This window comes from Cellulomonas sp. P1_C4, assembly GCF_056406355.1.
Genome location: NZ_JBFUAI010000020.1, coordinates 104896 through 131801, shown reverse-complemented (window position 1 = coordinate 131801; position 26906 = coordinate 104896). Strand labels below are relative to the sequence as shown.

The following is a 26906-nucleotide window of genomic DNA, read 5'->3' as shown; positions in this document are numbered from 1 at the left end:
GGTCCGACCCTGTCCGGGCGGACCGAGACAGGAGAGATGTGGCCAAGGTCCGCGTCTACGAGCTCGCCAAAGAGCTCGGGGTCGACAGCAAGACCATCATGACCAAGCTGAACGAGTTCGGTGAGTTCGTTCGCTCGGCATCCTCGACCATCGAACCGCCGGTCGTCCGCAAGCTGCGGGACACCTACCCGGTCGGTGGCGGAGGTTCCGCCCCCGCAGCAGCACCCGCCCCGAAGGCACCGGCACGCCCGGCGCCCGCCCCGGCCGCCGCTGCCCCCACAGCACCCGCATCCGCTGCGCCGGTCGAGGCTCCCCGCCCCGCGCCCGCCGCTGCTGCGGCCCCCGCCGCACCGGCAGCTCCCGCTGCTCCGGCTCCGGCAACCCCCGCCCCGGCACGTCCGGCTCCCGCGCGTCCGGCCCCGGCCGCCGCGCAGGCACCTGCCGCCGCCCCGGCGGCTGCTGCGACGGCTCCGGCCGTCCGTCCCGGCCCGCGTCAGGCCGCGCCTGCCGCCCGTCCGGGCAACAACCCGTTCGCGCCGTCCCAGGGCATGCCCCGTCAGGGCGAKCGCCCCGGCGGCGGTGGCCCCCGTCCGCCGCGTCCGGGCAACAACCCCTTCGCGCCCTCGCAGGGCATGCCGCGTCCGGGCGACCGTGACCGGCGTCCCGCTGCCGAGGGTGCTCCGGCCGCCTCGGCGGGCGAGCGTCCGGGCGGTCCCCGTCCCGGCGGTCCCCGTCCCGGTGGTCCGCGCCCCAACCCGGGCATGATGCCGGGCAAGACCTCCAGCGGCGTCGGTCGTCCCGGCGAGCGTCCGGCCGGCCCCGGTGGCCGTGGTGGCCCCGGCGGTGCCGGTGGCGCACGCGGCGGCTACGCCGGTCGTCCCGGCGGTGCCGGTGGCGGTGCGCCCGGTGGCGCTCCCGGTGGCGGCGGCGGTTTCGCCGGTCGTCCCGGTGGCGGCGGCGGGCGTCCCGGTGGTGCCGGTCGCGGCAGCACGCAGGGTGCCTTCGGTCGCGCGGGCGGTCGTCCCGTCCGTGGCCGCAAGTCGAAGCGTGCGAAGCGTCAAGAGTTCGAGCAGATGCAGGCCCCCTCGCTGGGTGGCGTGCAGGTTCCTCGCGGCAACGGCAAGACCGTCGTCCGCCTGCGCCACGGCTCGTCGCTCAACGACTTCGCCGACAAGATCGACGCCAACCCGGCCGCGCTGGTCACCGTGCTCTTCCACCTCGGTGAGATGGCCACGGCGACCCAGTCGCTGGACGAGGACACGTTCGGCACGCTGGCCGAGGAGCTCGGCTACCGCATCGAGATGGTGTCGGCCGAGGAGGAGGACCGCGAGCTGCTCGGGGCCTTCGACATCGACCTGGACGCCGAGCTCGAGGCCGAGAGCGACGACGACCTGACGGCGCGGCCCCCGGTCGTCACCGTCATGGGTCACGTCGACCACGGAAAGACCAAGCTCCTTGACGCCATCCGTCAGACGGACGTCGTCGCGGGCGAGGCCGGCGGTATCACGCAGCACATCGGTGCCTACCAGGTGCACACCACGCACGAGGGCATCGACCGTGCCGTCACGTTCATCGACACCCCGGGCCACGAGGCGTTCACCGCCATGCGTGCCCGTGGTGCGCAGGTGACCGACATCGCGATCCTCGTGGTCGCGGCGGACGACGGCGTGATGCCCCAGACCATCGAGGCGCTCAACCACGCCCAGGCGGCCGGTGTGCCGATCGTGGTCGCGGTCAACAAGGTGGACAAGGAGGGGGCCAACCCCGCCAAGGTCCGCCAGCAGCTCACCGAGTACAACCTGGTGGCCGAGGAGTACGGCGGCGACACGATGTTCGTCGACGTCTCCGCGAAGTCGCTCACGGGCATCGACCAGCTGCTCGAGGCGGTCCTCCTCACGGCGGACGCTGCCCTCGACCTGCGGGCGAACGCCGACAAGGACGCGCGAGGCGTCGCCATCGAGGCGAACCTCGACAAGGGACGCGGTGCCGTGGCAACCGTCCTGGTCCAGTCGGGCACGCTCGAGGTGGGCGACTCCATCGTCGCCGGCACGGCCTACGGCCGCGTCCGCGCGATGTTCGACGAGCACGGCGAGCCGGTCACGGTGGCCGGGCCGTCGCGTCCGGTCCAGGTGCTCGGCCTGACCTCGGTGCCCCGCGCCGGCGACACGTTCATCGTGGCCCCGGACGACCGCACCGCACGTCAGATCGGCGAGAAGCGCGAGGCGGCCGAGCGTGCCGCCCTCCTGGCCAAGCGTCGCAAGCGCATCAGCCTCGAGGACTTCACGCAGGCGCTCCAGCAGGGCAAGGTCGAGACCCTCAACCTGGTCCTCAAGGGCGATGTGTCGGGTGCCGTCGAGGCGCTCGAGGACGCGCTGCTCAAGATCGACGTCGGCGACGAGGTCGACCTGCGCGTCATCCACCGCGGGGTGGGTGCCATCACGCAGAACGACGTCAACCTGGCGACCGTCGACTCGGCGATCATCATCGGCTTCAACGTCAAGTACGCGGAGCGCGTCGAGGAGCTGGCGGACCGCGAGGGCGTCGACGTGCGCTTCTACTCGGTCATCTACCAGGCGATCGACGACGTCGAGGCTGCTCTCAAGGGCATGCTCAAGCCCGAGTACGAAGAGGTGCAGCTCGGTTCCGCCGAGGTGCGCGAGGTCTTCCGGTCGTCGAAGTTCGGCAACATCGCCGGGTCGATCGTCCGGTCGGGCCTCATCCGACGGAACACGAAGGCGCGCGTCACGCGTGGCGGCAAGGTCGTCGGCGACAACCTGACGATCGAGTCGCTCAAGCGGTTCAAGGACGACGCCACCGAGGTCCGCGAGGGCTTCGAGTGCGGCATCGGCCTCGGCTCGTTCAACGACGTCGAGATCGGCGACACCATCGAGACCTGGGAGATGCGCGAGAAGCCTCGCGCCTGACCCCGGTGATCAACGCCCGCAGGGCGGGCGAGGACTCCTCCTCGCCCGCCCTGCGGTCTCACAACTAGACAAGGAGTGATCCGATGGCGGACACCGCCCGCGCCCGCAAGCTGAGCGAGCGCATCCAGCAGGTCGTCGCGCAGATGCTCGACACCCGGATCAAGGACCCGCGCCTGGGGTTCGTCACCGTCACCGACGTGCGCGTCACGGGTGACCTCCAGCACGCCGACGTCTTCTACACGGTGCTGGGTGACGACGCCGCGCGCACCGACTCCGCCGCGGCGCTCGAGAGCGCGAAGGGCATCATCCGGTCCGAGGTGGGCAAGCAGACGGGGATCCGGCTGACGCCCTCGCTCGACTTCCACCTCGACGCGCTGCCCGACACGTCGGCCCAGCTCGACGCGGCGCTGCTCGAGGCCGCTCGGCGCGACCGTGAGGTCGCCGCGCTGGCCGCGCAGGCGAGCTTCGCCGGCGACGCGGACCCGTACAAGAAGGCGGACGACGAGGACGCCGAGGACTGACCTTCGACGCACGACGGCGCCCCCGGAAGGATCCGGGGGCGCCGTCGTGCGTTCAGGCCTGGATGCGACCGGTGTCGCGCGGCATCCAGATCAGGACGACGAGGGCACCTAGGGCGACGACGAGGGCGGCGACCAGCGCGGCCGGCTGCAGACCGGCGACGTAGCCGTCGGGGGTCAGCGTGCCGTCCGACGCCGTGAACACGGCCACCAGCGCGGCGACGCCGAGCGCCCCGCCGATCTCCCGGATCGTCGAGTTCACGGAGCTCGCGGTGCCGTGGTCGTCGGGCGCCATGTCGAACAGCACGGCCGTGGCGCTCGGCGCGAACGTGAGGCCCATGCCGATGCCGGCCAGCGCCAGGCCGGGCACCAGGTCGGCGTAGGTGAGCGTGTCCGAGGTGACGATGAGACCCTGCCACGCCAGACCCGCGGCCTGCAGGGCGAGGCCCGCCGTGAGCAGCGGGCGGACCCCGATCCGGGGCGCCAGCATGCCGGCGATCGGCGCGAAGATCATGGGCGCGGCGGTCCACGGGAGCGTGCGGATGCCGGCCTGCAGCGGCGTGTAGCCCATGCCGATCTGCAGGTACTGGGCGAGCAGGAACACGAGCCCGAACACGCCGAACGAGAACGCGAGCGCGCTGGCGTTGGCCACCGAGAACGACTGCACCCGGAACAGGCGCAGCGGCACCAGCGGGTGGTCGGTCCGCGACTCCCGGTAGAGGAACGCGGCCAGGAGCAGCACGCCGAGGACGAGGCCCCCGACCACGGTCGAGGATCCCCAGCCGTCGTCGTTGCCGCGGATGATCGCCCAGACCAGGGAGAGGATGCCGGACCCGGCCAGCACGAGGCCCGCGAGGTCGAGGCGCTGGCGTCGGCCGTACGACTCGGGGAGCGCCCAGAGCACGAGCGGGATGGCGACGAGCGCGACCGGGACGTTGATCCAGAAGATCGCCTCCCACGAGATGCCGTCGACGACGGCGCCGCCGATGACCGGTCCGAGGGCGACCCCGAGGCCGGACACTCCGCCCCAGATCCCGATGGCCATCGCGCGGCGGGCCGCGGGGACCGCACCGGCGAGGAGCGTGAGGGACAGCGGCATGATCGCCGCGGCGCCGGCGCCCTGCAGCGCGCGGGCGGCGATGAGCATCTCGGCGCTCGTGGACAGGGCGGAGGCGATCGAGGCGACGGCGAACAGGGTGATGCCGGCGAGGAACACCCGGCGCCGACCCCAGCGGTCACCCATCGTCGCCGCCGCGATCATCAGCGTGGCGAAGCTCAGCGTGTAGGCGTTGACCATCCACTGCAGCTGCTCGAGCGACGCGGAGAGCTCGGTGCGCAGGACGGGGAGCGCGGTGGTCATGACGAGGTTGTCGAGCGTCGCCATGAACATGGGCAGCGACGCGGCGATCAGCGCGATCGCGGTGCCGCGCCGACGTGGCGTCGACAGCGGTCCCGGAGCGGCCGCCCGGGGTGGTGCCGGGGTCGTGATGGTCACGATGACTCCCTGCCGGTGCTTGTTGGCATTGATTGATTACTAACAAGGACGACCGTAGGCATCGACTGATAACATGTCAACCATGTCTCTCGACCAGACCACGGAGCTCCCGGCGACGAAGCCGGTTCGGCGCATGACCGGTGCGCAGCGGCGTGAGGAGATCCTTCTCGCGGCCCGCACGGTGTTCGCGGAGCGCGGCTACGCGGCGAGCACGGACGAGGTCGCCCGTGCCGCGGGTGTCTCGCAGCCGTACGTCGTCCGCCTCTTCGGCACCAAGCGCGAGCTGTTCCTCGAGGCGTACAAGCAGGCGAGCGCCGAGATCATCGCGGCGCTCTCGAGCGTTCCCGCAGGTCCGGAGGCTGGGATGCTCATGGGCGACGCGTACGTCGGGCTGCTCGCCGACCGTGCTCTCCTGCGCCTGACGATGCACGGGTTCATCGCCGGGGCCGACGAGGAGGTCGGGCGGGTGGCGCGGCACACGCTCGGCGAGGCCTTCCGGCTGTTCCAGGAGCGGTCGGGCGCCGACGAGAACGAGGCCCGCGTGTTCGTCGCGCAGGGGATGCTCATCAACGTGCTGCTCGCGGTCGACGCGCCCGCGCACCGCGCCGAGGACGCCGGTCTGGACGCCCTCGTGCAGTGCGTGCAGGACGGCATCGCCGAGCGGCGCACCGCGTGAACCGTCCGCACCAGCCGGGGGAGCGTCGGCCCACGGCCGCAGACGGCGTGGTCGTCGTCGACAAGCCGGCCGACTGGACCAGCCACGACGTCGTGGCGCGCATGCGACGCCTGGCGAGCACCCGCAAGGTGGGCCACGCCGGGACGCTGGACCCCATGGCGACCGGCGTGCTGGTCATCGGTATCGGCCGCGCGACGCGGCTGCTCACCTACATCGTGGGGGCCGACAAGGAGTACACGGCGACGATCCGGCTCGGGGTCTCGACGACGACCGACGACGCCGAGGGGGAGCCTCTCGCGGTCACGGACGCCTCCGCGCTGACCCGCGCGGACGTCGAGGCAGGGGTCGCGGCGCTGACCGGCGCGATCCAGCAGGTGCCCAGCGCGGTGTCGGCGATCAAGGTCGACGGGCAGCGCGCCTACGCCCGGGTGCGGGCCGGTGAGGACGTCGAGCTCGCCGCGCGGCCCGTCACGGTGAGCCGGTTCGACGTGCACGACGTGCGGCCCGCGCTGACCGACGACGGTTCGCCGGTGCTCGACGTCGATGTCACCGTGGTGGTCTCGTCGGGGACCTACGTCCGCGCGCTGGCCCGCGACCTCGGCGCCGGGCTCGGCGTCGGCGGCCACCTCACGGCGCTGCGCCGCACCCGGGTGGGCGGGTACGGGCTGGATGTCGCTCGGTCGCTCGACGACCTCGGCGCGCTGCCGATGGACGCGCCGATCGACGTCGTGCCGCTCGCGGACGCGGCGCGGGCGACGTTCCCGGTGCGCGAGCTCAGCGATGACGAGGCGCGCGCGTTGTCCTACGGCCAGTCGATCGGCGTCGTCGGGGAGTGCGCGGGGTCCACCGTCGCAGGCATCCGCTCGGACGGGGAGCTGGTCGCGCTGCTCGAGGAGCGTGGCGGGAAGGTCCGCCCGGCGCTGGTGTTCGCGCCAGCCTGAGACCCCGGATGCGGGCGCGGGGTGCCCGGGGTGGCAGTCTTGTCGGTCGAGCCCGGATCCACGACCGGGCCGGACGACGAGGAGCAGGTGTGCAGGTCTGGAGGGAGCTGTCCGACGTGCCCGCGGACTTCGGTCCGTCGGTGGTGACGATCGGCAACTTCGACGGGGTCCACCGCGGCCACGTCGGCGTGCTGCAGCGCATGTGCGCCGACGCCCGGACGGCGGGCGCGCAGGCGGTCGCGGTGACGTTCAGCCCGCACCCGCAGCAGGTGCACCGGCCCGACACCGCGCCGCCGCTGCTCACGGGCGACGCCGACCGGCTCGAGCTGCTGGAGCAGACCGGCCTCGACGCCGTGCTCCTGCTCGAGTACACGCTCGAGTTCGCGCGGCAGACGCCCGCGGAGTTCGTCCAGCGGTACCTGGTGGACGTGCTGCACGCGCGGACCGTCGTGGTCGGCCGTGACGTGCGGTTCGGCGTCAACAACTCCGGCGACCTCTCGACGATGGTCGAGCTCGGCCGCGAGCACGGCTTCGACGTCGAGGTGATCGAGGACGTGGCGCCCGCGGCCGCCGCGGACCCGGGCAGTGCGGAGGACCGCGCGGCGGACCCGCTGCGCCGGCGCTGGTCGTCGACGTGGGTGCGCGAGCTGCTCGATGCCGGGGACGTGGTGCAGGCCGCGCGCGTGCTCGGCCGGCCGCACCGCGTGCGGGGCGTCGTGGTGCACGGGGACGCGCGCGGCCGCGACCTGGGCTTCCCGACGGCGAACCTCGGCCAGGAGTCGCAGGGCATGGTTCCCGCCGACGGCGTCTACGCGGGGTGGCTGCGCCGGGTGCGCCAGGCGGACGGCACGCCGGTCGAGGCCACCGATCCCGACCGCGTCCTGCCGGCGGCCGTGTCCATCGGCACCAACCCGACCTTCGACGGCGTCCAGCGCCGGGTCGAGGCCTACGTGCTCGATCGCACGGACCTCGACCTCTACGACCAGGAGGTCGTGCTCGAGCTGGTCGAGCGGCTGCGTCCGACGCTGCGGTTCGACTCCGTCGACGAGCTGCTGGTGCGGATGCACGAGGACGTCGACCGGGTACGACAGATCCTGGACGGGGCCGAGGTCACACGGCCCGGTGCGGGGAGCGGTCCCGCAGCCTGATAGTCTGTGTGCGCCGTCTGAACGGCCGCGGAGCGAGAGAGCCCGGGTGGACAAGCCCCGGAGCACCGCGCAACGAGACAACCTGGAGAACCGTGCCGCTCGAAAGTGCCGTCAAGCAGTCCATCATGACCGAACACGCCACCCACGAGGGTGACACCGGTTCCCCCGAGGTCCAGATCGCGATGCTCACGCAGCGCATCAAGGACCTCACGGAGCACCTCAAGACGCACAAGCACGACCACCACAGCCGCCGCGGTCTGCTGCTTCTCGTCGGCAAGCGTCGTCGCCTGCTGGGTTACCTCCAGAAGATCGACATCAACCGCTACCGCGCCCTGATCGAGAAGCTCGGTCTGCGCCGATAACGCCTGACACCAGCCCGGACCCGCTCAAGGGTCCGGGCTGGTGTGGCGTCACGGCCACATCGCACCACCCGCACCACAGAGCACGAACAGCACCACCACACCGCGTCGGTCCGCTCGGTCCGGTCCTCGGTAGTGGCTTCCGGAAGCTCCGCGAGGAGAGGTCCGGTGGCCTCGATCGAAGATCGCTCGCGGACGGCCGGCGCCTTCACCAAAGAGGAGGGCACCCGTGGAGGGTCCCGAGATCCAGTTCGCTGAGGCACTGATCGACAACGGTCGCTTCGGCACCCGCACCGTCCGCTTCGAGACCGGCCGCATCGCCAAGCAGGCCGCCGGTGCCGCTGTCGCCTACCTCGACGGCGAGACGACGCTGCTCGCCGCCACGACGGCCGGCAAGCACCCGAAGGAGCAGTTCGACTTCTTCCCCCTGACGATCGACGTCGAGGAGCGGTCGTACGCGGCCGGCAAGATCCCCGGCTCGTTCTTCCGCCGTGAGGGTCGCCCGTCCACCGAGGCCATCCTCGCGTGCCGCCTGATCGACCGCCCGCTGCGCCCCCTGTTCGTCAAGGGCCTGCGCAACGAGGTCCAGGTCGTCATCACCGTGCTGTCGATCCACCCGGACGACTCCTACGACACGCTGGCCATCAACGCGGCGTCCATCTCGACGCAGCTGTCGGGCCTGCCGTTCTCCGGCCCCGTCGCCGGTGTGCGCATCGCGCTCATCGACAACCAGTGGGTCGCGTTCCCGCGGTACTCCGAGCGCGAGCGCGCCACGTTCGACATGGTCGTGGCCGGCCGCGTCGTGGGTGATGACGTCGCGATCGCCATGATCGAGGCCGAGGCGCCCGAGAAGTCCTGGAACCTCATCAAGTTCGAGGGTGGCACCGCCCCCACGGAGGAGATCGTGTCCCAGGGCATCGAGGCGGCCAAGCCGTTCATCAAGGTGCTCGTCCAGGCCCAGCAGGAGCTGGCGTCGAAGGCCGCCAAGGAGACCCAGGCGTTCCCGACGTTCCCCGACTACCAGGACGACGCCTACGCCGCCGTCGAGTCCGCCTCGACGCAGTCGCTGAGCGACGCGCTGGGGATCGCGGACAAGCAGACCCGCGAGAACCGCCTCGACGAGATCAAGGCCGAGGTCGTCGCGCAGCTCTCCGAGCAGTTCGAGGGTCGCGAGAAGGAGCTCTCCGCCGCGTACCGCTCGGTGCAGAAGAAGCTCATCCGCCAGCGCATCCTCACGGACGGCTTCCGCATCGACGGCCGTGGCCTGCGGGACATCCGCACGCTCTCGGCCGAGGTCGAGGTCCTGCCCCGCGTGCACGGCTCGGCGATCTTCGAGCGCGGCGAGACCCAGATCCTGGGTGTCACCACGCTGAACATGCTGCGCATGGAGCAGCAGCTCGACACGCTCTCCCCGGAGACGCGCAAGCGCTACATGCACAACTACAACTTCCCGCCCTACTCCACGGGCGAGACGGGTCGTGTCGGTTCGCCGAAGCGTCGCGAGATCGGCCACGGGGCGCTCGCCGAGCGCGCGCTCATGCCGGTCCTGCCCAGCCGCGAGGAGTTCCCGTACGCCATCCGCCAGGTCTCCGAGGCGCTGAGCTCCAACGGCTCGACGTCCATGGGCTCGGTCTGCGCGTCGACCCTGTCGCTGCTCAACGCCGGTGTGCCGCTGCGCGCGCCGGTCGCCGGCATCGCGATGGGCCTCGTGTCCGACACCGTCGACGGTGAGACCCGCTACGCGGCGCTGACCGACATCCTCGGCGCCGAGGACGCGTTCGGTGACATGGACTTCAAGGTCGCCGGCACCCGTGAGTTCGTCACGGCCATCCAGCTCGACACCAAGCTCGAGGGCATCCCCGCCTCGGTCCTGGCCGGCGCGCTGACGCAGGCCAAGGAGGCTCGCCTGGCGATCCTCGACGTGATCGCCGAGGCGATCGACGTGCCCGACGAGATGAGCCCGTTCGCTCCTCGCGTCATCACGGTGAAGGTCCCGGTCGACAAGATCGGCGAGGTCATCGGGCCGAAGGGCAAGATGATCAACCAGATCCAGGAGGAGACCGGCGCCGACATCTCGATCGAGGACGACGGCACGGTCTACATCGGCGCCACCGACGGTCCGTCGGCGGAGGCCGCGCGTGCGGCGATCAACGCGATCGCCAACCCGCACATGCCCGAGATCGGGGAGCGCTTCGTCGGCACGGTCGTCAAGACCACGACGTTCGGCGCGTTCATCTCGCTCTCGCCGGGCAAGGACGGTCTGCTGCACATCTCGCAGATCCGCAAGCTCGTCGGTGGTCGTCGCGTCGAGAACGTCGAGGACGTCCTTGCCGTGGGCCAGAAGGTCCAGGTCGAGATCGGTGAGATCGACCCGCGCGGCAAGCTGTCGCTGCACGCGGTCATCGAGGGCGAGCAGGCCGATGCCCCGGCCGAGGACGCCTCCGAGCCGGTCGACGCCTGACGATGCCGCTGGACCTCCCGCTCGTCCGCCCGGGTCAGCCCGGGGCCGAGCAGTCCGTCGGGCAGGACGGCGACGCCATCGTGCGTCGTTCCGTCCTGCCCGGCGGGGTCCGCGTGCTTACGGAGCACATGCCGGGCCTGCGCTCGGCGACCGTGGGCGCCTGGGTCGGGGTCGGCTCGCGTGACGAGTCCGACGGCCACCACGGCTCGACGCACTTCCTCGAGCACCTGCTGTTCAAGGGCACCGCGCGCCGCACCGCGATGGATATCGCGGAGGCGTTCGACGCCGTCGGTGGAGAGGCCAACGCCGCCACCGGCAAGGAGCACACCTGCTACTACGCGCGCGTGCTCGACACGGACCTCCCGATGGCGGTCGACGTCATCGCGGACATGGTCACCTCCGCGCGCCTGGACACCGACGAGCTCGAGACCGAGCGCGGCGTGATCCTCGAAGAGCTCGCGATGAACGACGACGACCCGAGCGACGTCGTCCACGAGCAGTTCGCCGCCGCGGTGCTGGGCGCCCACGCGCTCGGTCGGCCGATCGGCGGCACCCCCGACACCATCCGCGCCGTCCCGCGCGACGCCGTCTGGGAGCACTACCGCGAGCACTACCGGCCGTCGACGCTCGTCGTCACGGCCGCCGGCGGCGTCGACCACGACGTGCTCTGCGCGCAGGTGAGCGAGGCGCTCACCACGGGCGGCTGGCCGCTGGACGCCGGCGCGGAGCCGCGCAGCCGCCGGATCCCGACCGACGTCGCGGTGCAGGCGGGCGAGGGCGGCATCCCGGCGAAGGGTGTCGAGCTGACCATCCGCCGGCACACCGAGCAGGCGAACGTCATCATCGGCGGCACCTCGTTGACCGCGACCGACCCGAAGCGGTTCACGCTCTCGGTGCTCAACGCGGTCCTCGGCGGCGGCATGTCGTCGCGCCTGTTCCAGGAGATCCGCGAGCGCCGTGGCCTCGCGTACTCGACCTACTCCTTCGCGTCCGGGCACGCCGACACCGGCGTCTTCGGGCTCTACGCGGGCTGCACGCCCGGCAAGGTCGACGAGGTCGTCGCGCTCATGGTCGCCGAGTGGGAGCGCATGGCCGACGCGCCGATCACGCAGGCCGAGCTCCGGCGGTCCATGGGCCAGCTGGCCGGCGGGCTGGTGCTCGGCATGGAGGACTCCGGGTCGCGCATGAGCCGCCTGGGCAAGTCCGAGCTGGTGCACGGCTCGCTGCTGAGCATCGACGAGTCGCTGGACCTCATCCGCGCCGTGACCGTGCAGGACGTGCAGGACCTGGCCGCCGAGCTGGCGTCACGCCCGCGCTCGGTCGTCCGCGTCGGACCGTTCGGCGACTGACCGCCCCCACGCGCGCCCGCCGCGCGCGATGATGGGGCATGGCCCTCGACCAGGTCGTCTACCGGCGCTACGCACCCCCGCCGAGCGCGCTCGGGATCGTCGAGCACCTCTGGGTGGTGCATGTGCCCGAGGGCGTCGTCGAGCGCGAGGTGCTCCTGCCCGACGGGCACGGGCTGGTGACCGTCGCGGTGGGGACCCCCGGCGAGCACGTCGACCCCCTGAGCCTCGCGCGCACGCCCGACGGCAGCGGCGTCCGGGGGCTAGCGGAGCGGGCGTTCGTCCGTGAGCAGCGGGGTCCCTCGGTCCGGCTCGGGGCACAGCTCGACCCGGTGGCGCTGGCGCGGATGGGCGTGCGCGCGCCGTCCTACGACCCGATCGAGCTCGCGACGTTCCTCGGTGCGCACGTCGAGCAGGAGTGCGCGGCGGCGCTGGGGGAGGGCCGGGACGCGGACGCGGCCGTCACCCTCGGCTCGGCGCTGGCGGTCCGGGCTGCCCCGGTCATCGTCGGATCGACGCTCGAGGCCCTCGCGCCGGTGCTGCGCAGCGTGATCGACCAGCGCGGGCTGGTGCGGGCATCGGACCTGGCGCGGCAGGCGGACCTGGCGATCGGCGTGCTGTACCGGGAGGTCGCGCAGACCGTCGGGATCACGCCCGAGGCGTTCCTGGCCGCCGTCCGGTTCTCGGCGTTCGTGCGCGACGCGGTCGGGCCGGGTCCGGTCCGTCCGAGCGATGCGCTCGCGGTCCTGCAGTGGTACCTGCGGGCCGGGTACCCGCCGCGGGAGGTCGAGCGCTTCACCGGGCTGGGCCACGTGGAGCTGCGCCGGCTGGAGACCGGCATCGCGGCGGCGCTCGGGGTCCCGGCCTGACGTTAGGGTTGCTGGTCGTGAGCGAGCGCATCAGGGTGGCAGTGCTGGGTGCGGCGGGCCGCATGGGATCGACCGTCGTGGCCGCCGTCGAGGCAGCCCCCGATCTGGAGCTTGTCGCCGCGCTCGATGCCGACGCCGACCTGCGGGCGGTCGTCGACGCGGGCGCCCAGGTCGCGGTCGACTTCACCGTCCCGTCGGCCACCGAGGGCAACGTGCACGCGCTGGTCGACGGCGGCGTCCACCTGGTCGTCGGCACCACGGGCTGGACCGACGAGTCCCTGGCGCGCGTGCGCGACCACCTCGCGGACCGGCCGGGCGTCGGCGTCGTCGTGGCCCCCAACTTCGCGCTCGGCGCCGTGCTGGCCATGGCGTTCGCCGCGCGCGCCGCCCGCTGGTTCGAGTCCGTCGAGGTGATCGAGCTGCACCACCCCGACAAGGTCGACGCGCCCTCCGGCACCGCGCGGCACACCGCGTCGGCCATCGCGGCGGCCCGGGCAGCAGCCGGGCTCGGACCTGCTCCCGACGCGACGACGCAGGCGCTCGACGGCGCCCGGGGGGCGGACGTCGACGGTGTCCGCGTGCACTCCGTGCGGTTGCGCGGGCTCGTCGCGCACGAGGAGATCCTGCTGGGCAACGCCGGCGAGCAGCTCACCATCCGGCACGACTCGTTCGACCGGGTGAGCTTCATGCCCGGCGTGCTGCTGGCCGTGCGCCAGGTGGGGGCGCGTCCCGGCCTCACGGTCGGGCTCGAGCACCTGCTCGACCTGGCGTGAGCGTGGCGACCTCGTCCAGCCGCGCCCGCTGGACCTCGCTGGCGGGGGCGCTCGCGCTCACCGGCCTGCTGGTCCTCTACGTCTGGGTCGTGGCCACCCGGGCCACCGCCCTGATCCGCACGGGGGAGCCCGTCGGCATCGCGCTGGGCGTCGCCTTCTGGATCCTGCCGCCGCTGGTGATCTGGCTGGTCGCGCGCGAGTGGCGGCTGGCCGTGGACGTGCAGCGGATGGCCGACGAGCTGGCCGCGGCGGACGAGCTGCCCGTCGACGACCTGCCCCGCTCACCCGGTGGTCGCATCGACCGGGCGGCGGCCCGGGCGGCCTTCGAGCCGGCTCGCGAGCTGGCCGAGGCGGAGCCCGACGACTGGCGGTCCTGGTACCACCTGGCGTTCGCCTACGACGCGGCGGGGGACCGTCGGCGCGCCCGCGAGTCCCTGCGCAAGGCGAGCCGCCTGCATCGCTCGTAGGGCGTCAGATCGACGCCGACCAGCGGTGCTCCGTCACCGTGCGCGTCGACCCGTCGGGCATCCGCCCCGAGATCAGCTCCCGGGCGACGTCGTCGGGGCCCAGACCCGCCGACGCGAGGAACTGCGCGCGCGCAGCGTCGCCGTCCAGGACCCACGTGTGGACCTGGTCGGCGCCGTCCTCGCGCAGCGTGTCGACGGCGGCCGCGAGCAGCCGCGAGCCGTGGCCGACCCGCTGGCGGGCCGGCTCGACCTCGAGCGCGAGGATCGCCCCGCCGGGCGCGTCGAACGGCCGGTCCTCGGGGGCCGGGACGGGCGCCACGGACACCACGCCGACCACGGTCGGGCCGTCGCACGCGACGAGCACGCGGAAGCCGGCACCGGGCGGGGCGACGACGGCCGCGGCCCACTGTGCCTCGATCGCCTGCTCGTCGAGCAGGTCGAGAGCCCCGTCGCCGAGGACCTCGGCGTGCGAGAGGCGCCACGCCTCGACCTGCACGCGCGCGATGGCGTGCTCGTCGCCGCGGACGGCGGGGCGGACGGAGACGTCCGCGTTGTCGGTGAACAGGGGCATCAGACCTCGACGAGTTCGGGGGTGGTCGCGGGCGCCACGGCCTTGGGCGGGTGCTTGACCGACATCTTGTCGATCCACGCTAGCGCCACGGCAGAGACGATGAACGCGAGGTGGATGACGGTCTGCCACAGCAGTACGTCGGTGCCGCTGGAGTCGATGATCGTGCGGGCCTCGATGAAGCTGCGCAGCAGGTGGATGGACGAGATGCCGATGATCGACATGGCCAGCTTGGTCTTGAGCACGTTGGCGTTCACGTGCGAGAGCCACTCGGGTTGGTCGGGGTGGCCGTCGAGCTTGATGCGAGACACGAACGTCTCGTAGCCGCCGACGATCACCATGATCAGCAGGTTCGCGATCATCACGACGTCCACCAGGCCGAGGACGCCGAGCATGATCGCCTCCTCGGACAGCCCCCCGTGCAGGAAGACCTCCTCGGCGATGTGCCAGAGCTCGAGCATGAACTGCCAGACGTAGATCGCCTGCGCGACGATCAGGCCCAGGTACAGGGGCACCTGGAGCCAGCGGGAGAAGAAGATCAGCGAGCCGAGACGGTTGCTGCGGACGGGAGCGGCCATGGGGTCCTCCGGGTGGTGACGGGTGCCGGGCGCGAGTGCGCGCCACGAGGCAGGGCGTTCGGACCCCCAACGGTCGAGGGCGGCGAATGGTGCCCGCTACGGCATGCCGAGCGCCCGCAGCACGGCCGCGGTGACCGCGGCGAGGAGGACGACGACGACGAACGGCGCGCGCAGGACCAGCGCGACGGCGGCCACGACGAGCGCTGGGAGCCGTGCGTCGAGCACGATCTCGTTGCCGCGCGTGGCGGCCTGGACCGCGACCAGCGCCGACAGCAGCGCGACCGTGACGAGCGCGGCGGTCCGGGCGACCCGCGGCTCCGCGAGCCAGTGCTTGGGCACCAGGTGGCCCGCCAGCTTGAGCGCGAAGCACACGGCGCTGGCGACGAGCAGCGCGACCCAGGTGACGGCGCTGCTCATACCGCGGGCTCTTTCGCGACGAACCCCACCACGATGGCCACGCCGCCGGCGAGCAGCACGGGGATCCCGGCGGGGGTGACCGGCGTGAGCGCCAGGGCGACCACGACCGCGCCGCCCGCGACGAGGCGCGCCAGACCGGTGCCGGGCCCGGTGATCCGGGGCCACACCAGGGCGAGGAACGCGGCCGCGGCGGCGGCGTCGAGCCCGTACTTGCGCGGGTCGCCCAGGCGGTCGCCGACGAGCGCGCCCGCGAGCGTGAACGAGTTCCAGAGCACGAAGACGCCGACGCCGGTCCACCAGAAGCCGAGCTTGGCGGCGTGCGGCGCCTTGTGGACGGTCGCGACCGCGGTCGACTCGTCGATGGTCAGGTGCGCGGCAAGCGGGCGGCGCCAGCCATGGGCGTCGATCAGCGGCGCGACCTGCGGACCGTAGAGGCCGTTGCGCACGCCGAGCAGACCGGCGGTGGCGATCGCCGCGCCCGCCAGGCCGGCGGCACCGACGACGCCGATGAACGCGAACTGCGAGCCGCCCGAGAACATGAGCAGGCTCAGCGCCATCGCCTGCGGCACCGAGAGCCCCGCGGCGACGGCGAGCGCGCCGAACGAGATGCCGTAGAGCCCGGTGGCCAGCGAGACGGAGACGGCCTGCCGGATGGCGGCCCGTCCCTCGGCGTCCTGCGTCACGCGGGCAACTGTGGCACAGGGGTCGTACGTCAGATCGCCACGTACACGCTGTCGAGATACTCCTCGATGCCGGCCTCGCCGCCCTCGCGCCCGAGTCCCGACGACTTCACGCCGCCGAACGGCGCGCTCGCGTCCGACACCAGCCCGCGGTTGATGCCGAGCATCCCGGTGTCGACGGACTCCGCCAGGCGCAGCGCCCGCGCGATGTCGCGGGTGTACGCGTAGGCGACCAGGCCGAACGGCGTGGAGTTGGCCAGCGCGACGCCCTCGTCCTCCGAGCCGAACGTCACCACGGGGGCGACCGGGCCGAACGTCTCCTCGGTGATCACGCGCAGGTCCGCGGACACGCGGTCGAGCACGGTCGGTGCGTAGAAGTAGCCCGGGCGGTCGGGTCGGTCTCCGCCGATGCGGACCCGCGCGCCGGCGTCGACGGCCTCCGCCACGACCTCCTCGACGCGGTCGACCGCCGACGCCTCGATCAGGGGTCCGACGGTGGTGCCCTCGTCGGCGCCGTGCCCGACGACGAGCTTGTCGAACGCCGCGGTCAACCCCGCGGTGAACTCCTCGGCGACCGATGCGTGCACCAGGAAGCGGTTGGCGGCGACGCAGGTCTGCCCCGCGTTGCGCATCTTGGCCTGCACCGCGCCCTGCACGGCCGCGGGGATGTCGGCGTCTTCGAAGACGAGGAACGGGGCGTTGCCGCCGAGCTCCATCGAGGTGCGCAGGATGTTGTCCGCCGACGCCTTGAGCAGCGCCGCGCCCACCTCGGTCGAGCCGGTGAACGACAGCTTGCGCAGCCGCGGGTCGGCCAGGAGCGGGCCGGAGATGGCGCGCGCCGACGCCGACGGGACCACGTTGATCACTCCGGTGGGCAGCCCGCGGCCCTCGAGCTCCTCGCGGATGATCTCCGCGACGTACGCCGTGGTCAGCGGGGTGAGCTGCGCGGGCTTGATGACCACGGTGCAGCCGGCCGCGAGCGCCGGGGCCACCTTGCGGGCGATCATCGCGATCGGGAAGTTCCACGGCGTGATCAGCAGGGCGGGGCCGACCGGGCGGCGCAGCACCAGCTGGTGGTTGGTCCCGGAGGGCGCGCGGCGGGCGAGGCCCTCGAAGCGCACGGCCTGCTCGGAGTACCAGCGGACGTAGTCGGCGCCGTAGGCGACCTCGGCACGGGACTCGGCCAGCGGCTTGCCGCCCTCGGCCGTGACCAGGGCGGCAATGTCCTCGGTGCGCGCCGTCAGCGTCTCGTAGACGGCCCGCAGCAGCTCGGCGCGGACGCGGGGAGCGGTCGCGCGCCACTGCGGGAAGGAGTCGTGCGCCGCGGTCAGCGCGTCGAGAGCGTCCTGCTCGCCGCCGTCCGCGACGTCGAAGAGCGTCTCGGTGGTCGCGGGATCGGCGACCTCGAACGTGCGGCCGGTGCTCGCGGGGCGCCACGCCCCGTCGATGAGCACTCCCGTGGGCACGTGAGCGGCGACGGTGGGGGGCAGCGACGGCGGCGTCATACCCGGCAGTATGTCTCGCGGCGAGCGCCGACGCACGGACGGACGTGCCCGCTGCCGGGTCGACCCTCGACCTACGATGGCGACCATGACGGACGCGCCAGTGCCATCCCCGTACGAGGACCTCCTGCGGCTGGTCCTCGAGACCGGGACGCCGAAGGCGGACCGCACCGGGACCGGCACCCGCAGCGTGTTCGGCCATCAGATGCGGTTCGACCTGTCGGCCGGCTTCMCGCTGGTCACGACGAAGCGGGTACACCTGCGCTCGATCGTCCACGAGCTGCTCTGGTTCCTGCGCGGCGAGTCCAACATCGCCTACCTGCACGAGAACAACGTGACCATCTGGGACGAGTGGGCGAGCCCCGACGGCGAGCTCGGCCCGGTGTACGGCGTCCAGTGGCGCAGCTGGCCGACGCCCGACGGCGGGCACATCGACCAGATCACGGAGCTGCTGGCGAACCTGCGCCGGGACCCCGACTCCCGTCGACACATCGTCTCGGCCTGGAACGTGGCCGACATCCCGTCGATGGCCCTGGCCCCGTGCCACGCCTTCTTCCAGTTCTACGTGGCCGACGGCCGGCTCAGCTGCCAGCTGTACCAGCGGTCGGCGGACCTGTTCCTCGGCGTGCCGTTCAACATCGCGTCGTACGCGCTGCTCACGCACATGGTCGCCCAGCAGGTGGGCCTCGAGGTCGGCGACTTCGTGTGGACCGGCGGTGACTGCCACATCTACGACAACCACGTCGAGCAGGTGCGCGAGCAGCTGACCCGCACGCCGTACCCGGCGCCGACGCTGGTGCTGCACCAGGCGGCCTCGCTCTTCGACTACACGTTCGACGACGTCGAGGTCGTCGACTACACCTACCACCCGGCCATCAAGGCCCCGGTGGCCGTGTGAGCCTGGCGCTCATCTGGGCCCAGACGCCGACGGGGGTGATCGGGCGCGACGGCACGCTGCCGTGGCACATCCCCGAGGACATGGCGCACTTCCGGGAGCTCACCCGCGGTCATCCCGTGATCATGGGCCGCGCGACGTGGGCGTCCCTCCCGCCGCGGTTCCGCCCGCTGCCCGGCCGCGACAACATCGTGCTCACGCGCACACCGGAGCTCGAGGCGGCCGGGGCGCTGGTCGCGCACGGGATCGACGAGGCGCTCCGGCTCGTCGGGGACCGCCACGCGTGGGTGATCGGGGGCGGTCAGGTCTACGAGGCGTTCCTGCCGCTGGCCGACCGCGTCGAGATGACCGTCGTGTCGCTCGACGTCGGCGGCGGCACGCGCGCTCCGGCGCTCGACCCCGGCACCTGGCGGCGCAGCGGGGTCGACCGGGACCAGAGCTGGCAGGTCTCGACCGCCGGCGGGACGCGGTACCGGTTCGAGACCTACCTGCGTGCCTGAGCTCGTTCGGTGGCGGGACGCTCCGGACGGCGAGCCGCCCCGGGGCGGTACCGTGGCACCATGCCGCGCACCTCCACGTCCGCCCGCCCGTTCGGGACCGTGCTCACCGCGATGGTGACGCCGCTGACGGCCGACGGAGCGGTCGACATCAGCGCCGCCGTGCAGCTCGCCCGGCACCTGGTCGACCACGGCAACGACGGGCTCGTGCTCAACGGGACGACGGGCGAGGCGTCCACGACGCACGCCCCGGAGAAGGCCGAGCTCGTGCAGGCCGTCGTCGAGGCCGTCGGCGAGCGCGCCTGGGTCATCGCCGGCGCGGGGTCCAACGACACCGCGCACGCCGTGCGGATGGCCGAGCAGGCGGCCGAGGCTGGCGCGCACGGCCTGCTCGTGGTCAGCCCCTACTACTCGCGGCCCTCGCAGGAGGGTGTCCGCCGGCACGTCGAGTCCGTCGCCGACGCCACCGCGCTGCCGGTCATGCTCTACGACGTCCCGGGCCGCACGGGCGTCCGGTTCTCCGCCGACACCATCGAGGCCCTCGCGGGCCACGACCGCATCGTCGCCATGAAGGACGCCAGCGGCGACCTCTACGCCGCCGCCAAGGCCATCGTCCGCTCGGGCCTGGCGTGGTACTCCGGCGACGACAGCGCGTTCCTCGCGCTCCTCGCCCTCGGCGGCGTCGGGATCGTCAGCGTGTCCGGTCACGTCGCCGGCGACCAGCTGGCGGCCATCGGCCGCGCGTTCGACGCCGGCGACCACGACACCGCGCTCACCATCTTCCGATCGATCATCCCCGCGATCGATGCACTCAACGGCGCCGGCTTCCAGGCCGTCGCCGCGAAGGCCGCGCTCCAGGTGCTGGGCGTGCTGCCCGAGCGCTCGGTGCGTCTCCCGCTCGTCCCCGCGTCCGACGACGAGCTCGCGCTGATCCGCGACGGCCTGCGGGCCGCCGGGCTGCTCGATCTCGCCGTCGGCTGACCGCACGTGATCCCACCAGGAGCCCCATGAGTCACCCGCACCCCGAGCTCACCCTGCCGCCGGCCCTCGCCGCCGGCGCCCTGCGCGTCGTCGCACTGGGTGGTCTCGGAGAGGTCGGCCGCAACATGGCCGTCCTCGAGTACGCCGGCCGCCTGCTCGTCATCGACTGCGGCGTCCTGTTTCCCGAGGACCACCAGCCCGGCGTCGACCTGATCCTGCCCGACTTCGAGTACATCAAGGACCGGCTCGACGACATCGAGGCGATCGTCCTCACGCACGGCCACGAGGACCACATCGGCGCCGTGCCGTACCTGCTGCGCCTGCGCAAGAACATCCCGCTGGTCGGCTCGAAGCTCACGCTCGCGTTCATCGAGGCCAAGCTCAAGGAGCACCGGATCCAGCCGACCACGCGTGAGGTCCGCGAGGGCCAGCGCGTCTCGTTCGGCGCGTTCGACTGCGAGTTCGTCGCGGTGAACCACTCGATTCCCGACGCCCTCGCCGTCGCCGTCCGGACCCCGGCCGGCACCGTGCTCCACACCGGCGACTTCAAGATGGACCAGCTGCCGCTCGACGGCCGCATCACCGACCTGCGCGCGTTCGCCCGCCTGGGCGAGGAGGGCGTCGATCTGTTCATGGTCGACTCCACCAACGCCGAGGTGCCCGGGTTCGTGGCGCAGGAGCGCGGCATCGGCCCGGTGCTCGACCAGGTCTTCGCCGACTCCACCAAGCGCATCATCGTGGCGTCGTTCGCCTCCCACGTGCACCGCGTGCAGCAGGTGCTCGACGCGGCGTACGCGCACGACCGCAAGGTCGCGCTGGTCGGCCGGTCCATGGTCCGCAACATGGGCATCGCGTCCGACCTCGGCTACCTCAAGGTGCCCGAGGGCGTGCTCATCGACCTCAAGCAGGTCGACTCGCTGCGCGACGACGAGATCGTGCTCATGTGCACCGGCTCGCAGGGCGAGCCCATGGCCGCGCTGTCCCGGATCGCCAACAACGACCACAAGGTCTCCGTCGGCCCCGGCGACACGGTCATCATGGCGTCGTCGCTGATCCCGGGGAACGAGAACGCCGTCTTCCGCGTGATCAACGGCCTGACCCGCCTCGGCGCGCGCGTCGTGCACTCGGGCAACGCCAAGGTGCACGTCTCCGGCCACGCCAGCGCCGGCGAGCTCCTGTACTGCTACAACATCCTCAAGCCGCGCAACGTCATGCCGGTGCACGGCGAGATCCGGCACCTGGTGGCCAACGCCGCGCTGGCCGTGCAGACCGGTGTGCCGGCGGACCGGGTCGTGCTCGCCGAGGACGGCGTCGTGGTCGACCTGGTCAACGGCCGGGCGAGCATCGTCGGCGCCGTGCCCTGCGGCTACGTCTACGTCGACGGCTCGAGCGTCGGCGAGATCACCGAGGTCGAGCTCAAGGACCGCCGGATCCTCGGCGACGAGGGCTTCATCTCGATCTTCGCCGTGGTCAGCTCCGCCGACGGCAAGGTGCTCGCCGGTCCGCAGATCCACGCCCGCGGGTTCGCGGAGCAGGACGCCGTGTTCGACGACATCCTCCCGGAGCTCACCGCGGCCCTCGAGGAGTCGGCGCGGAACGGGAACTCCGACGCCCACGTGCTGCAGCAGGTGATGCGTCGGGTGGTCGGCCGGTGGGTCTCCAACCGCCTGCGGCGCCGCCCGATGATCATCCCGGTGGTCGTCGAAGCCTGACCGAGCCGCTCGCGCCGCGCGGCCCCGTCCCGTTCCAGGGCGGGGCCGTCGCCGTCAGGCCGGGGTGACGCCGTCGTTGGCGAGTGCCTGCTCGACCGTTGCGTGGCCCGGTGGCCCTGGCGGCACGGGTGTGTCGTCGCGCGGACGGCGGGAGGCGGCCGCCGACCCGAGCAGGATCAGGGCCGTCGCGGCGAGCACCGTGATCGTGATCGCCTCGTCGAGCACGAGGGCGCCGAGCGCCACCGCCACGACGGGGTTGAGGTACGCGACGAGCGTGGACCGGGCGGCGCCGACCTCGACGATCAGGCGGAAGAACAGGACGAACGCGAGCGCGGTGCACAGGGCGCCGAGCCCGACCAGCGCGAGCACGGCGTCCAGCGGCGGCCAGGGCTGCGGGCCCGTGGCCAGCACGAACGGGGCGTACACCAGCGCCGTGATCGCGAGGCACGTCGCGGTCAGCGGGATCGCCGGGACGTCCCGCAGCCAGCGGTCCGCGATGATCGGCGCCGTCGCGTAGCCCAGCGCCGCGAGCAGCACCTGTGCGACGGCCCACGGGTCGCCGCCGGCGGCACCCGGACCGAGCAGCAGCGCCACGCCGCCGAGGCCGACCAGCAGGCCGATCCAGCGCACGAGGGCGACGGGACGGTGGTCGACGAACCGGCCGAGGACGACCGCCGCGATGGGGACCGTGGCGACCAGCAGCCCGGTGGTCGAGCTGGAGAGCGTCCGCTCGGCGTTGGACAGCAGGATCCACGGCAGGACGATCTCGAGCGTCGCGAACCCGAGGACGGCGCGCCAGTGCCCGCGCAGCACGCGCAGGCCCCCGCCGCGGACGGCGAACGGCAGCAGGAGCAGCGCACCCAGGGCCGTGCGGACGAAGACGACGGTCGCCGGGGTGACCTCCCCGACGGCGACCTTGATGAGCAGGTACGGGATGCCCCAGATCACGCCGACCGCGACCAGGAGGAACCAGCCGCGGCGGCTCATGCGAGATCCAGGCGGGGGAGCGACGCCGTCGCCACGAGAACCATGGGCCCACCGTAGGACGACCCGCCGACACTCACGGCGACGTGCGGAACGTCGCCCGGTGCTGGCGCGGGCTCGTGCGGAACTCGCGCGCGAAGTGCTGGCGCAGCGCCGCCGACGAGCCGAACCCGGCGGCGGTGGCCACCTGCTCGACGGGTGCGTCGGAGGACTCCAGCAGCACCCGGGCTCGCACCAGGCGCTGGCGCAGGAGCCACTGCGCCGGGCTCGCGCCGGTGCGCGCGCGGAAGTGACGGGTGAACGTCCGCCGCGACTGGTGCACGCTCGCCGCCCAGGCGTCGAGGTCGAACGGCTCGTCGAGGCGGGMGGCGGCCCAGCCCATGGCGACCTCGACGGGGTCGGCGGACGGTCCGGGAGCGACGGGCGCGGGGATGTACTGGGCCTGGCTGCCGTCGCGGTGCGGGGCGAGCACGAGGGTGCGCGCCACGTCGGCGGCGAACGCGGCGCCGTGGTCGGTGCGCACGACGTGCAGGCAGCAGTCGAGCGCGGCCGCGACGCCGGCGGAGGTGACGACGTCGCCCAGGTCGCACCACAGGACGTCCGACCGCACCGTGGCGGACGGGTGCCGCCGCGCCAGCTCCGGAGCCGCGGACCAGTGGGTCGCCACCTCCCGGCCGTCGACCAGCCCGGCCGCGGCGACGACGAACGAGCCCAGGCAGAGCCCGACGACGCGCGCCCCGCGGGCGTGGGCGCCGCGGACCGCCGCGAGCAGGGCGCCCGACGGCTCGAGGTCGGTGTGCCAGCTGGGGATCACGACGGTCTGCGCCTCGGCCAGGGCGTCGAGGCCGCGCGCGACGACGAGGTCGTAGCCCGCGTCCGTGCTGATCGGGCCGGGGGTCTCCGCGCAGACCGTGACGCGGTAGCGCGGGGTCGGCGCGCTGCGCGAGCGGGCGGCGAAGACCGTGGACGGCACGGCCAGGTGGAACGGGCTGATCCCGGGGAAGGCGACGACGGCGACCTCGTGCATGGCCCGATCCTAGCGAACCTCGTCCTGCGGGCCACTGGTCTGCCCGCGCGGGCACGGCGACGCTGGAGGCATGACCTCCCCGATCACCGCGACCTTCGTCGGCGGACCGACGCTGCACCTCACGTACGCGGGGCTCGCGTTCCTCACCGACCCGACGTTCGACCCGCCCGGCGAGCACACGGGCGCCGGGACCACGCTGCACAAGCTGGTGGGACCGGCGGTCACGCCCGGGCAGCTGGGCCCGGTCGACGTCGTCCTGCTCTCGCACGACCAGCACGCCGACAACCTGGACACGGCGGGGCGCGCCCTGCTCGCCTCGGTGCCGACGGTCCTGTCCACCCCGGACGCCGCGGCTCGCGTGGACGGCGTGCGGGGACTCGAGCCGTGGGAGCAGGTGACCGTCGGCCCGGTGACGGTGACCGCGGTGCCGGCGCGGCACGGGCCCGAGGGCGCTGAGCCGGTGACCGGGGTCGTCACCGGCTTCGTCCTCGACGCCGACGGGTGGCCGACCCTGTATGTGTCGGGCGACAACGCGTCGCTCGACGTCGTCGACGCGATCGCCCGCCGCGTCCCGGGGATCGAGCTCGCGGTCCTGTTCGTCGGCGGGGCGGACGTCGGCCGGTTCGGCGACGAGCCGCTCACCCTCGACGCCGCCCGGGCGAGCGCCGCGGTGGACCTGCTGCCCGGCGCGCGGATCGTCCCGGTGCACCACAGCGACTGGGCGCACTTCGTCGAGCCGCTGGCCGCGGTGGAGGCGCGCTTCGAGGCCGCAGGCCGGCGCGACCGGCTGGTCGTGCTGGAGCGCGGGGTCCCGACCGAGCTCTGAACTTTGGCAGTCGAGCGCCTCAGGCCGGCGTCAGCCCGCGGAACTCGGCCAGCCGCTCGTGCTCGACGCCGACCGCGCCCTTGGTCCGCGCCGACCACGGCACCCACTCGTCGAGCTCGAGCGCGAGCGTGGTGCCCTTGGCGCGCGGTCGCCACGTGCCGACGATCTCGCCGTCAGCCAGGACCGCGCCCGGCCGCCCGATGCTCTGCCAGAGCGCCTTGTGACGGGCCTTGTCGGGCACCAGGAGCTCGCGCTCGCGGCCCTGCAGGTACAGGTCGTACGGTCCGAGCAGCCGGACGACCGGCTCGTCCGGCGGGTTCTCGAGCGCCGCGCGGTCCGCGCCCAGGAGCCAGGCGGGGTGACCGTCGAGGTCGACCTCGACCGCGTCGTCGGGCCACCGCTCCTTGACGTCCCGCAAGGGCGAGTCGACGTACGCCGCCGCTTGCTTGTGCGTGAGCGGCCCGAGCAGGTGCAGGAGGCCGCGCAGCGGATCGAGCGGGCCGTCGTCCTGGGTCGACGGGCGGTCCAGCACGCCGACCTGGCCGGCGGGCCAGCGCGGGATCCGTCGCAGCACCGGGGGAGAGGTGTCGGGCTCGAGCTCGAGGCCGGCGTGCAGGGCGGCGAGGCGGAACGGCATCTCGTACATGTGCGTGGCGCCGCAGCCCTCGCACCAGCGCAGGTACGGCTCGGTCATCTCGGCGGTCATCCGGGTGGACACCGTGCCCTTGTCCATCGGGTGGTCGACGACCCCCCGCATCGCGCGCGCGGTGGCAGCCAGTGCCTCGACCACCGGGATGTCCGCCGCCCGCAGCGAGCCTGCGGCGTTCAGCACGCGCGACGCGGCATCGGCCTCGGACCAGGGGCGCACGGCCCTCTCGACCGCCGTGAGGTCCGCGCGCCGGTACGCGTGCGGGGCGGCGCGGAGCGTCCAGGCGAGCGCGAGCTCGCGCGGCCAGTCGTGCGCCCGGACGGGGACGCCCCGCAGCGCGAGCGCCCACAGCGCGCCGTCGGGGCCGGTGTCCTGGACGCCGAGGTCGAGGATCGCGGCGTCGTCGGGGGAGCGACCGGCCGCGACGGGCCGGTCCAGCTGCTGGGCGTTCACGCGGTAGCGGAGCACCTGCTCGCGGGTCACCGACATGCCACCACCGTGGCACGGGCCACCGACAATGGTCAGCTGCCGAGGATCGCCGGACCGGCCGCCCGCAGCACGCGGGCGTACCGCTCGTCGGTCCCACCGGGCAGCAGGCCGTCGAGCTCCAGCTCGACCAGGCCATGGACCAGCGCCCACAGCCCGAGCGCGGGCTCCTGCGCAGTGGCGTCGTCGACGCCGAGCACGCGCGCGACGGCGTCGCGCAGCACGCCGAACGTCGCGCTGGCCGTGGCCGTGCCGCGCGTCCCGTCCTGGAGGCCGGCGCCGCGCGCACCGAACATCACGCGGTAGAAGTGCGGGTCGTCCAGCGCGTGCTGCCGGTAGGCGAGGCCCAGGCCCAGCAGGTCGGCGGCGGGGTCGGGAGTCCGGGGCACCGCAGCGAGGCGCGCGGCGAACCGGGCGAAGGCCTCGTCGCCCACGGCGCGCACGAGGTCGTCGCGGCTGCCGAACAAGGAGTAGACGGCGGATGCCGACGTGCCGGCGCGGGCGGCGAGGTCGCGGACGGTCAGCGCAGCCGCGCCGCCGGTCGCGACGAGGGCCGACGCCTGCTCGAGCAGGCGGGCGCGCAGGGCGTCGTCGTGGACGCGGGGACGGGCCATCGGGCGAGTCTAGGGGTTGACGGACGTTTGCGAACAGCGTTCTATAACAGTGTTCGTAAACGAGGAGGAGCCATGATCGAGCTGACCGACGCCGCCCGGGCCACCGCCGGGGTGGTGGCCCTCACGGTGGTCGCGATCGAGTCCGGGGGCGCGTTCCTGCTGCGGGTCGCCACCGGCAAGGACCAGGCGACCGACTTCCAGAAGGCCTTCTACCGCGCCGGCCACGCGCACGCCGGCGTGCTGGTCACGCTCGGGCTCGTCTGCCTGCTGCTGGGGGAGGCGACGTCGCTCACCGGGTTCTGGCGCTGGCTCGCGCAGACCGGGGTGCTGCTCGCGGCGATCGTCATGTCCGCCGGCTTCTTCTTCTCCGCCATGGGGCGGGGGCGTGAGCGGCCGAACCGGGCCGTCGCGCTGCTCGGCGTGGGGGCCGTGCTGCTCGCCGCCGGGGTGGTCACGCTGGGCGTGGGCCTGCTGCTCGGGTGAACGCGCGGCCGACACGCACCCGGGCACGCC

The 26906-nt window shown here is 73.2% G+C and carries 27 protein-coding genes; 17 read left to right on the top strand and 10 right to left on the bottom strand.

Translation table 11 applies throughout. From position 1 onward, the window contains the following. Nucleotides 1-38: 38 nt before the first annotated feature. Together infB and rbfA are read left to right on the top strand one after the other, a co-directional pair. Entirely contained in the window at nucleotides 39-2924 is a 2886-nt protein-coding gene (gene infB / locus AC1DYZ_RS16220) for a translation initiation factor IF-2 (RefSeq protein ID WP_477066176.1), read from the top strand. 83 nt (nucleotides 2925-3007) lie between these two features. Then, nucleotides 3008-3445 carry a 30S ribosome-binding factor RbfA gene (rbfA, locus tag AC1DYZ_RS16215; RefSeq protein WP_477066175.1) on the top strand — a complete coding sequence of 146 codons (438 nt, stop codon included), beginning with the start codon at nucleotides 3008-3010 and terminating at the stop codon, nucleotides 3443-3445. A gap of 52 nt (nucleotides 3446-3497) precedes the next feature. On the opposite strand, the gene AC1DYZ_RS16210 is transcribed toward rbfA, so the two are convergent. Beyond that, complete coding sequence (locus tag AC1DYZ_RS16210) at nucleotides 3498-4937, bottom strand: MFS transporter (protein ID WP_477066174.1); 1440 nt, start codon at nucleotides 4935-4937, stop codon at nucleotides 3498-3500. Nucleotides 4938-5019: 82 nt separating this feature from the next. On the opposite strand from AC1DYZ_RS16210, the gene AC1DYZ_RS16205 reads away from it, so the two are divergent. The 9 genes from AC1DYZ_RS16205 to AC1DYZ_RS16165 all read left to right on the top strand — a co-directional run bounded on the left by AC1DYZ_RS16205 (nucleotide 5020) and on the right by AC1DYZ_RS16165 (nucleotide 13977). After that, the gene (locus AC1DYZ_RS16205; RefSeq protein WP_477066173.1) at nucleotides 5020-5613 is read left to right on the top strand and encodes a TetR/AcrR family transcriptional regulator; all 594 of its coding nucleotides are present in this window, start codon (nucleotides 5020-5022) and stop codon (nucleotides 5611-5613) included. Then, the gene (gene truB / locus AC1DYZ_RS16200) at nucleotides 5610-6554 is read left to right on the top strand and encodes a tRNA pseudouridine(55) synthase TruB (protein WP_477066172.1); all 945 of its coding nucleotides are present in this window, start codon (nucleotides 5610-5612) and stop codon (nucleotides 6552-6554) included. The genes AC1DYZ_RS16205 and truB overlap by 4 nt, the downstream gene beginning before the upstream one ends. A gap of 89 nt (nucleotides 6555-6643) precedes the next feature. Next, nucleotides 6644-7702, top strand: a complete 1059-nt coding sequence (locus tag AC1DYZ_RS16195; protein ID WP_477066171.1) for a bifunctional riboflavin kinase/FAD synthetase — start codon at nucleotides 6644-6646, stop codon at nucleotides 7700-7702. Nucleotides 7703-7794: 92 nt separating this feature from the next. Further along, complete coding sequence (gene rpsO / locus AC1DYZ_RS16190) at nucleotides 7795-8064, top strand: 30S ribosomal protein S15 (RefSeq protein ID WP_370504829.1); 270 nt, start codon at nucleotides 7795-7797, stop codon at nucleotides 8062-8064. A 226-nt stretch (nucleotides 8065-8290) separates the two neighbouring features. After that, nucleotides 8291-10522 carry a polyribonucleotide nucleotidyltransferase gene (locus AC1DYZ_RS16185; RefSeq protein ID WP_477066170.1) on the top strand — a complete coding sequence of 744 codons (2232 nt, stop codon included), beginning with the start codon at nucleotides 8291-8293 and terminating at the stop codon, nucleotides 10520-10522. A 2-nt stretch (nucleotides 10523-10524) separates the two neighbouring features. Continuing rightward, nucleotides 10525-11871 (top strand): M16 family metallopeptidase, encoded by a 1347-nt coding sequence (locus AC1DYZ_RS16180; protein WP_477066169.1) that lies wholly within the window; start codon nucleotides 10525-10527, stop codon nucleotides 11869-11871. A gap of 38 nt (nucleotides 11872-11909) precedes the next feature. Continuing rightward, the gene (locus AC1DYZ_RS16175) at nucleotides 11910-12737 is read left to right on the top strand and encodes a hypothetical protein (RefSeq protein WP_477066168.1); all 828 of its coding nucleotides are present in this window, start codon (nucleotides 11910-11912) and stop codon (nucleotides 12735-12737) included. A 17-nt stretch (nucleotides 12738-12754) separates the two neighbouring features. Beyond that, the gene (gene dapB / locus AC1DYZ_RS16170) at nucleotides 12755-13510 is read left to right on the top strand and encodes a 4-hydroxy-tetrahydrodipicolinate reductase (protein WP_477066167.1); all 756 of its coding nucleotides are present in this window, start codon (nucleotides 12755-12757) and stop codon (nucleotides 13508-13510) included. Nucleotides 13511-13512: 2 nt separating this feature from the next. Continuing rightward, nucleotides 13513-13977, top strand: coding sequence for a hypothetical protein (locus AC1DYZ_RS16165; RefSeq protein ID WP_477066210.1), 465 nt, complete (start codon nucleotides 13513-13515; stop codon nucleotides 13975-13977). Between the two features lie 4 nt (nucleotides 13978-13981). On the opposite strand, the gene AC1DYZ_RS16160 is transcribed toward AC1DYZ_RS16165, so the two are convergent. The 5 genes from AC1DYZ_RS16160 to AC1DYZ_RS16140 all read right to left on the bottom strand — a co-directional run bounded on the left by AC1DYZ_RS16160 (nucleotide 13982) and on the right by AC1DYZ_RS16140 (nucleotide 17725). Further along, nucleotides 13982-14548 (bottom strand): N-acetyltransferase family protein, encoded by a 567-nt coding sequence (locus tag AC1DYZ_RS16160; protein ID WP_477066166.1) that lies wholly within the window; start codon nucleotides 14546-14548, stop codon nucleotides 13982-13984. Beyond that, nucleotides 14548-15123, bottom strand: a complete 576-nt coding sequence (locus tag AC1DYZ_RS16155) for a TIGR00645 family protein (RefSeq protein WP_477066165.1) — start codon at nucleotides 15121-15123, stop codon at nucleotides 14548-14550. The genes AC1DYZ_RS16160 and AC1DYZ_RS16155 overlap by 1 nt, the downstream gene beginning before the upstream one ends. A 96-nt stretch (nucleotides 15124-15219) precedes the next feature. Further along, the gene (locus tag AC1DYZ_RS16150) at nucleotides 15220-15540 is read right to left on the bottom strand and encodes an AzlD domain-containing protein (protein ID WP_477066164.1); all 321 of its coding nucleotides are present in this window, start codon (nucleotides 15538-15540) and stop codon (nucleotides 15220-15222) included. After that, on the bottom strand, nucleotides 15537-16223 hold the full coding sequence (locus AC1DYZ_RS16145) for an AzlC family ABC transporter permease (protein WP_477066163.1): 687 nt from the start codon (nucleotides 16221-16223) through the stop codon (nucleotides 15537-15539). The genes AC1DYZ_RS16150 and AC1DYZ_RS16145 overlap by 4 nt, the downstream gene beginning before the upstream one ends. A gap of 29 nt (nucleotides 16224-16252) precedes the next feature. Further along, the gene (locus AC1DYZ_RS16140) at nucleotides 16253-17725 is read right to left on the bottom strand and encodes an NAD-dependent succinate-semialdehyde dehydrogenase (RefSeq protein ID WP_477066162.1); all 1473 of its coding nucleotides are present in this window, start codon (nucleotides 17723-17725) and stop codon (nucleotides 16253-16255) included. Between the two features lie 85 nt (nucleotides 17726-17810). On the opposite strand from AC1DYZ_RS16140, the gene AC1DYZ_RS16135 reads away from it, so the two are divergent. From AC1DYZ_RS16135 to AC1DYZ_RS16120, 4 genes are read left to right on the top strand one after another with little or no spacing between them, the layout of a single operon-like run. Continuing rightward, nucleotides 17811-18620: a thymidylate synthase gene (locus AC1DYZ_RS16135; protein WP_477066161.1), complete on the top strand. Its 810-nt coding sequence runs from the start codon at nucleotides 17811-17813 to the stop codon at nucleotides 18618-18620. After that, a complete protein-coding gene (locus AC1DYZ_RS16130; protein ID WP_477066160.1) occupies nucleotides 18617-19117 on the top strand; it encodes a dihydrofolate reductase in 501 nt (166 codons plus the stop codon). Before AC1DYZ_RS16135 ends, AC1DYZ_RS16130 begins: the two co-directional genes overlap by 4 nt. Before the next feature lie 60 nt (nucleotides 19118-19177). After that, nucleotides 19178-20095, top strand: coding sequence for a 4-hydroxy-tetrahydrodipicolinate synthase (gene dapA / locus AC1DYZ_RS16125; RefSeq protein ID WP_477066159.1), 918 nt, complete (start codon nucleotides 19178-19180; stop codon nucleotides 20093-20095). Nucleotides 20096-20121: 26 nt separating this feature from the next. After that, nucleotides 20122-21807, top strand: a complete 1686-nt coding sequence (locus AC1DYZ_RS16120; RefSeq protein ID WP_456825291.1) for a ribonuclease J — start codon at nucleotides 20122-20124, stop codon at nucleotides 21805-21807. A gap of 54 nt (nucleotides 21808-21861) precedes the next feature. Here the strand turns inward: AC1DYZ_RS16120 and AC1DYZ_RS16115 are convergent, their stop codons facing one another. Beyond that, complete coding sequence (locus tag AC1DYZ_RS16115; RefSeq protein ID WP_477066158.1) at nucleotides 21862-22794, bottom strand: DMT family transporter; 933 nt, start codon at nucleotides 22792-22794, stop codon at nucleotides 21862-21864. A 73-nt stretch (nucleotides 22795-22867) separates the two neighbouring features. Next, nucleotides 22868-23818: a GlxA family transcriptional regulator gene (locus tag AC1DYZ_RS16110; protein ID WP_477066157.1), complete on the bottom strand. Its 951-nt coding sequence runs from the start codon at nucleotides 23816-23818 to the stop codon at nucleotides 22868-22870. Between the two features lie 70 nt (nucleotides 23819-23888). Here AC1DYZ_RS16110 and AC1DYZ_RS16105 point away from each other — a divergent pair, with 70 nt between their 5' ends. Beyond that, nucleotides 23889-24644: an MBL fold metallo-hydrolase gene (locus AC1DYZ_RS16105; RefSeq protein WP_477066156.1), complete on the top strand. Its 756-nt coding sequence runs from the start codon at nucleotides 23889-23891 to the stop codon at nucleotides 24642-24644. Between the two features lie 19 nt (nucleotides 24645-24663). Here the strand turns inward: AC1DYZ_RS16105 and AC1DYZ_RS16100 are convergent, their stop codons facing one another. Next, entirely contained in the window at nucleotides 24664-25782 is a 1119-nt protein-coding gene (locus AC1DYZ_RS16100; protein WP_477066155.1) for a winged helix DNA-binding domain-containing protein, read from the bottom strand. A gap of 32 nt (nucleotides 25783-25814) precedes the next feature. Then, on the bottom strand, nucleotides 25815-26393 hold the full coding sequence (locus AC1DYZ_RS16095) for a TetR/AcrR family transcriptional regulator (RefSeq protein WP_477066154.1): 579 nt from the start codon (nucleotides 26391-26393) through the stop codon (nucleotides 25815-25817). A 72-nt stretch (nucleotides 26394-26465) separates the two neighbouring features. Between AC1DYZ_RS16095 and AC1DYZ_RS16090 the strand changes: the two genes are divergently transcribed. Continuing rightward, complete coding sequence (locus AC1DYZ_RS16090) at nucleotides 26466-26876, top strand: hypothetical protein (protein WP_477066153.1); 411 nt, start codon at nucleotides 26466-26468, stop codon at nucleotides 26874-26876. Nucleotides 26877-26906: the final 30 nt, after the last annotated feature.

Bases quoted from the DNA above. Each gene is read 5' to 3' on its own strand.
- rbfA (WP_477066175.1), top strand. From the start codon at position 3,008: ATGGCGGACACCGCCCGCGCCCGCAAGCTGAGCGAGCGCATCCAGCAG.
- AC1DYZ_RS16205 (WP_477066173.1), top strand. From the start codon at position 5,020: ATGTCTCTCGACCAGACCACGGAGCTCCCGGCGACGAAGCCGGTTCGG.
- AC1DYZ_RS16180 (WP_477066169.1), top strand. From the start codon at position 10,525: ATGCCGCTGGACCTCCCGCTCGTCCGCCCGGGTCAGCCCGGGGCCGAG.
- AC1DYZ_RS16175 (WP_477066168.1), top strand. From the start codon at position 11,910: ATGGCCCTCGACCAGGTCGTCTACCGGCGCTACGCACCCCCGCCGAGC.
- AC1DYZ_RS16160 (WP_477066166.1), bottom strand. From the start codon at position 14,548: ATGCCCCTGTTCACCGACAACGCGGACGTCTCCGTCCGCCCCGCCGTC.
- AC1DYZ_RS16155 (WP_477066165.1), bottom strand. From the start codon at position 15,123: ATGGCCGCTCCCGTCCGCAGCAACCGTCTCGGCTCGCTGATCTTCTTC.
- AC1DYZ_RS16150 (WP_477066164.1), bottom strand. From the start codon at position 15,540: ATGAGCAGCGCCGTCACCTGGGTCGCGCTGCTCGTCGCCAGCGCCGTG.
- AC1DYZ_RS16140 (WP_477066162.1), bottom strand. From the start codon at position 17,725: ATGACGCCGCCGTCGCTGCCCCCCACCGTCGCCGCTCACGTGCCCACG.
- dapA (WP_477066159.1), top strand. From the start codon at position 19,178: ATGCCGCGCACCTCCACGTCCGCCCGCCCGTTCGGGACCGTGCTCACC.
- AC1DYZ_RS16120 (WP_456825291.1), top strand. From the start codon at position 20,122: ATGAGTCACCCGCACCCCGAGCTCACCCTGCCGCCGGCCCTCGCCGCC.
- AC1DYZ_RS16115 (WP_477066158.1), bottom strand. From the start codon at position 22,794: ATGAGCCGCCGCGGCTGGTTCCTCCTGGTCGCGGTCGGCGTGATCTGG.
- AC1DYZ_RS16105 (WP_477066156.1), top strand. From the start codon at position 23,889: ATGACCTCCCCGATCACCGCGACCTTCGTCGGCGGACCGACGCTGCAC.
- AC1DYZ_RS16100 (WP_477066155.1), bottom strand. From the start codon at position 25,782: ATGTCGGTGACCCGCGAGCAGGTGCTCCGCTACCGCGTGAACGCCCAG.
- AC1DYZ_RS16095 (WP_477066154.1), bottom strand. From the start codon at position 26,393: ATGGCCCGTCCCCGCGTCCACGACGACGCCCTGCGCGCCCGCCTGCTC.
- AC1DYZ_RS16090 (WP_477066153.1), top strand. From the start codon at position 26,466: ATGATCGAGCTGACCGACGCCGCCCGGGCCACCGCCGGGGTGGTGGCC.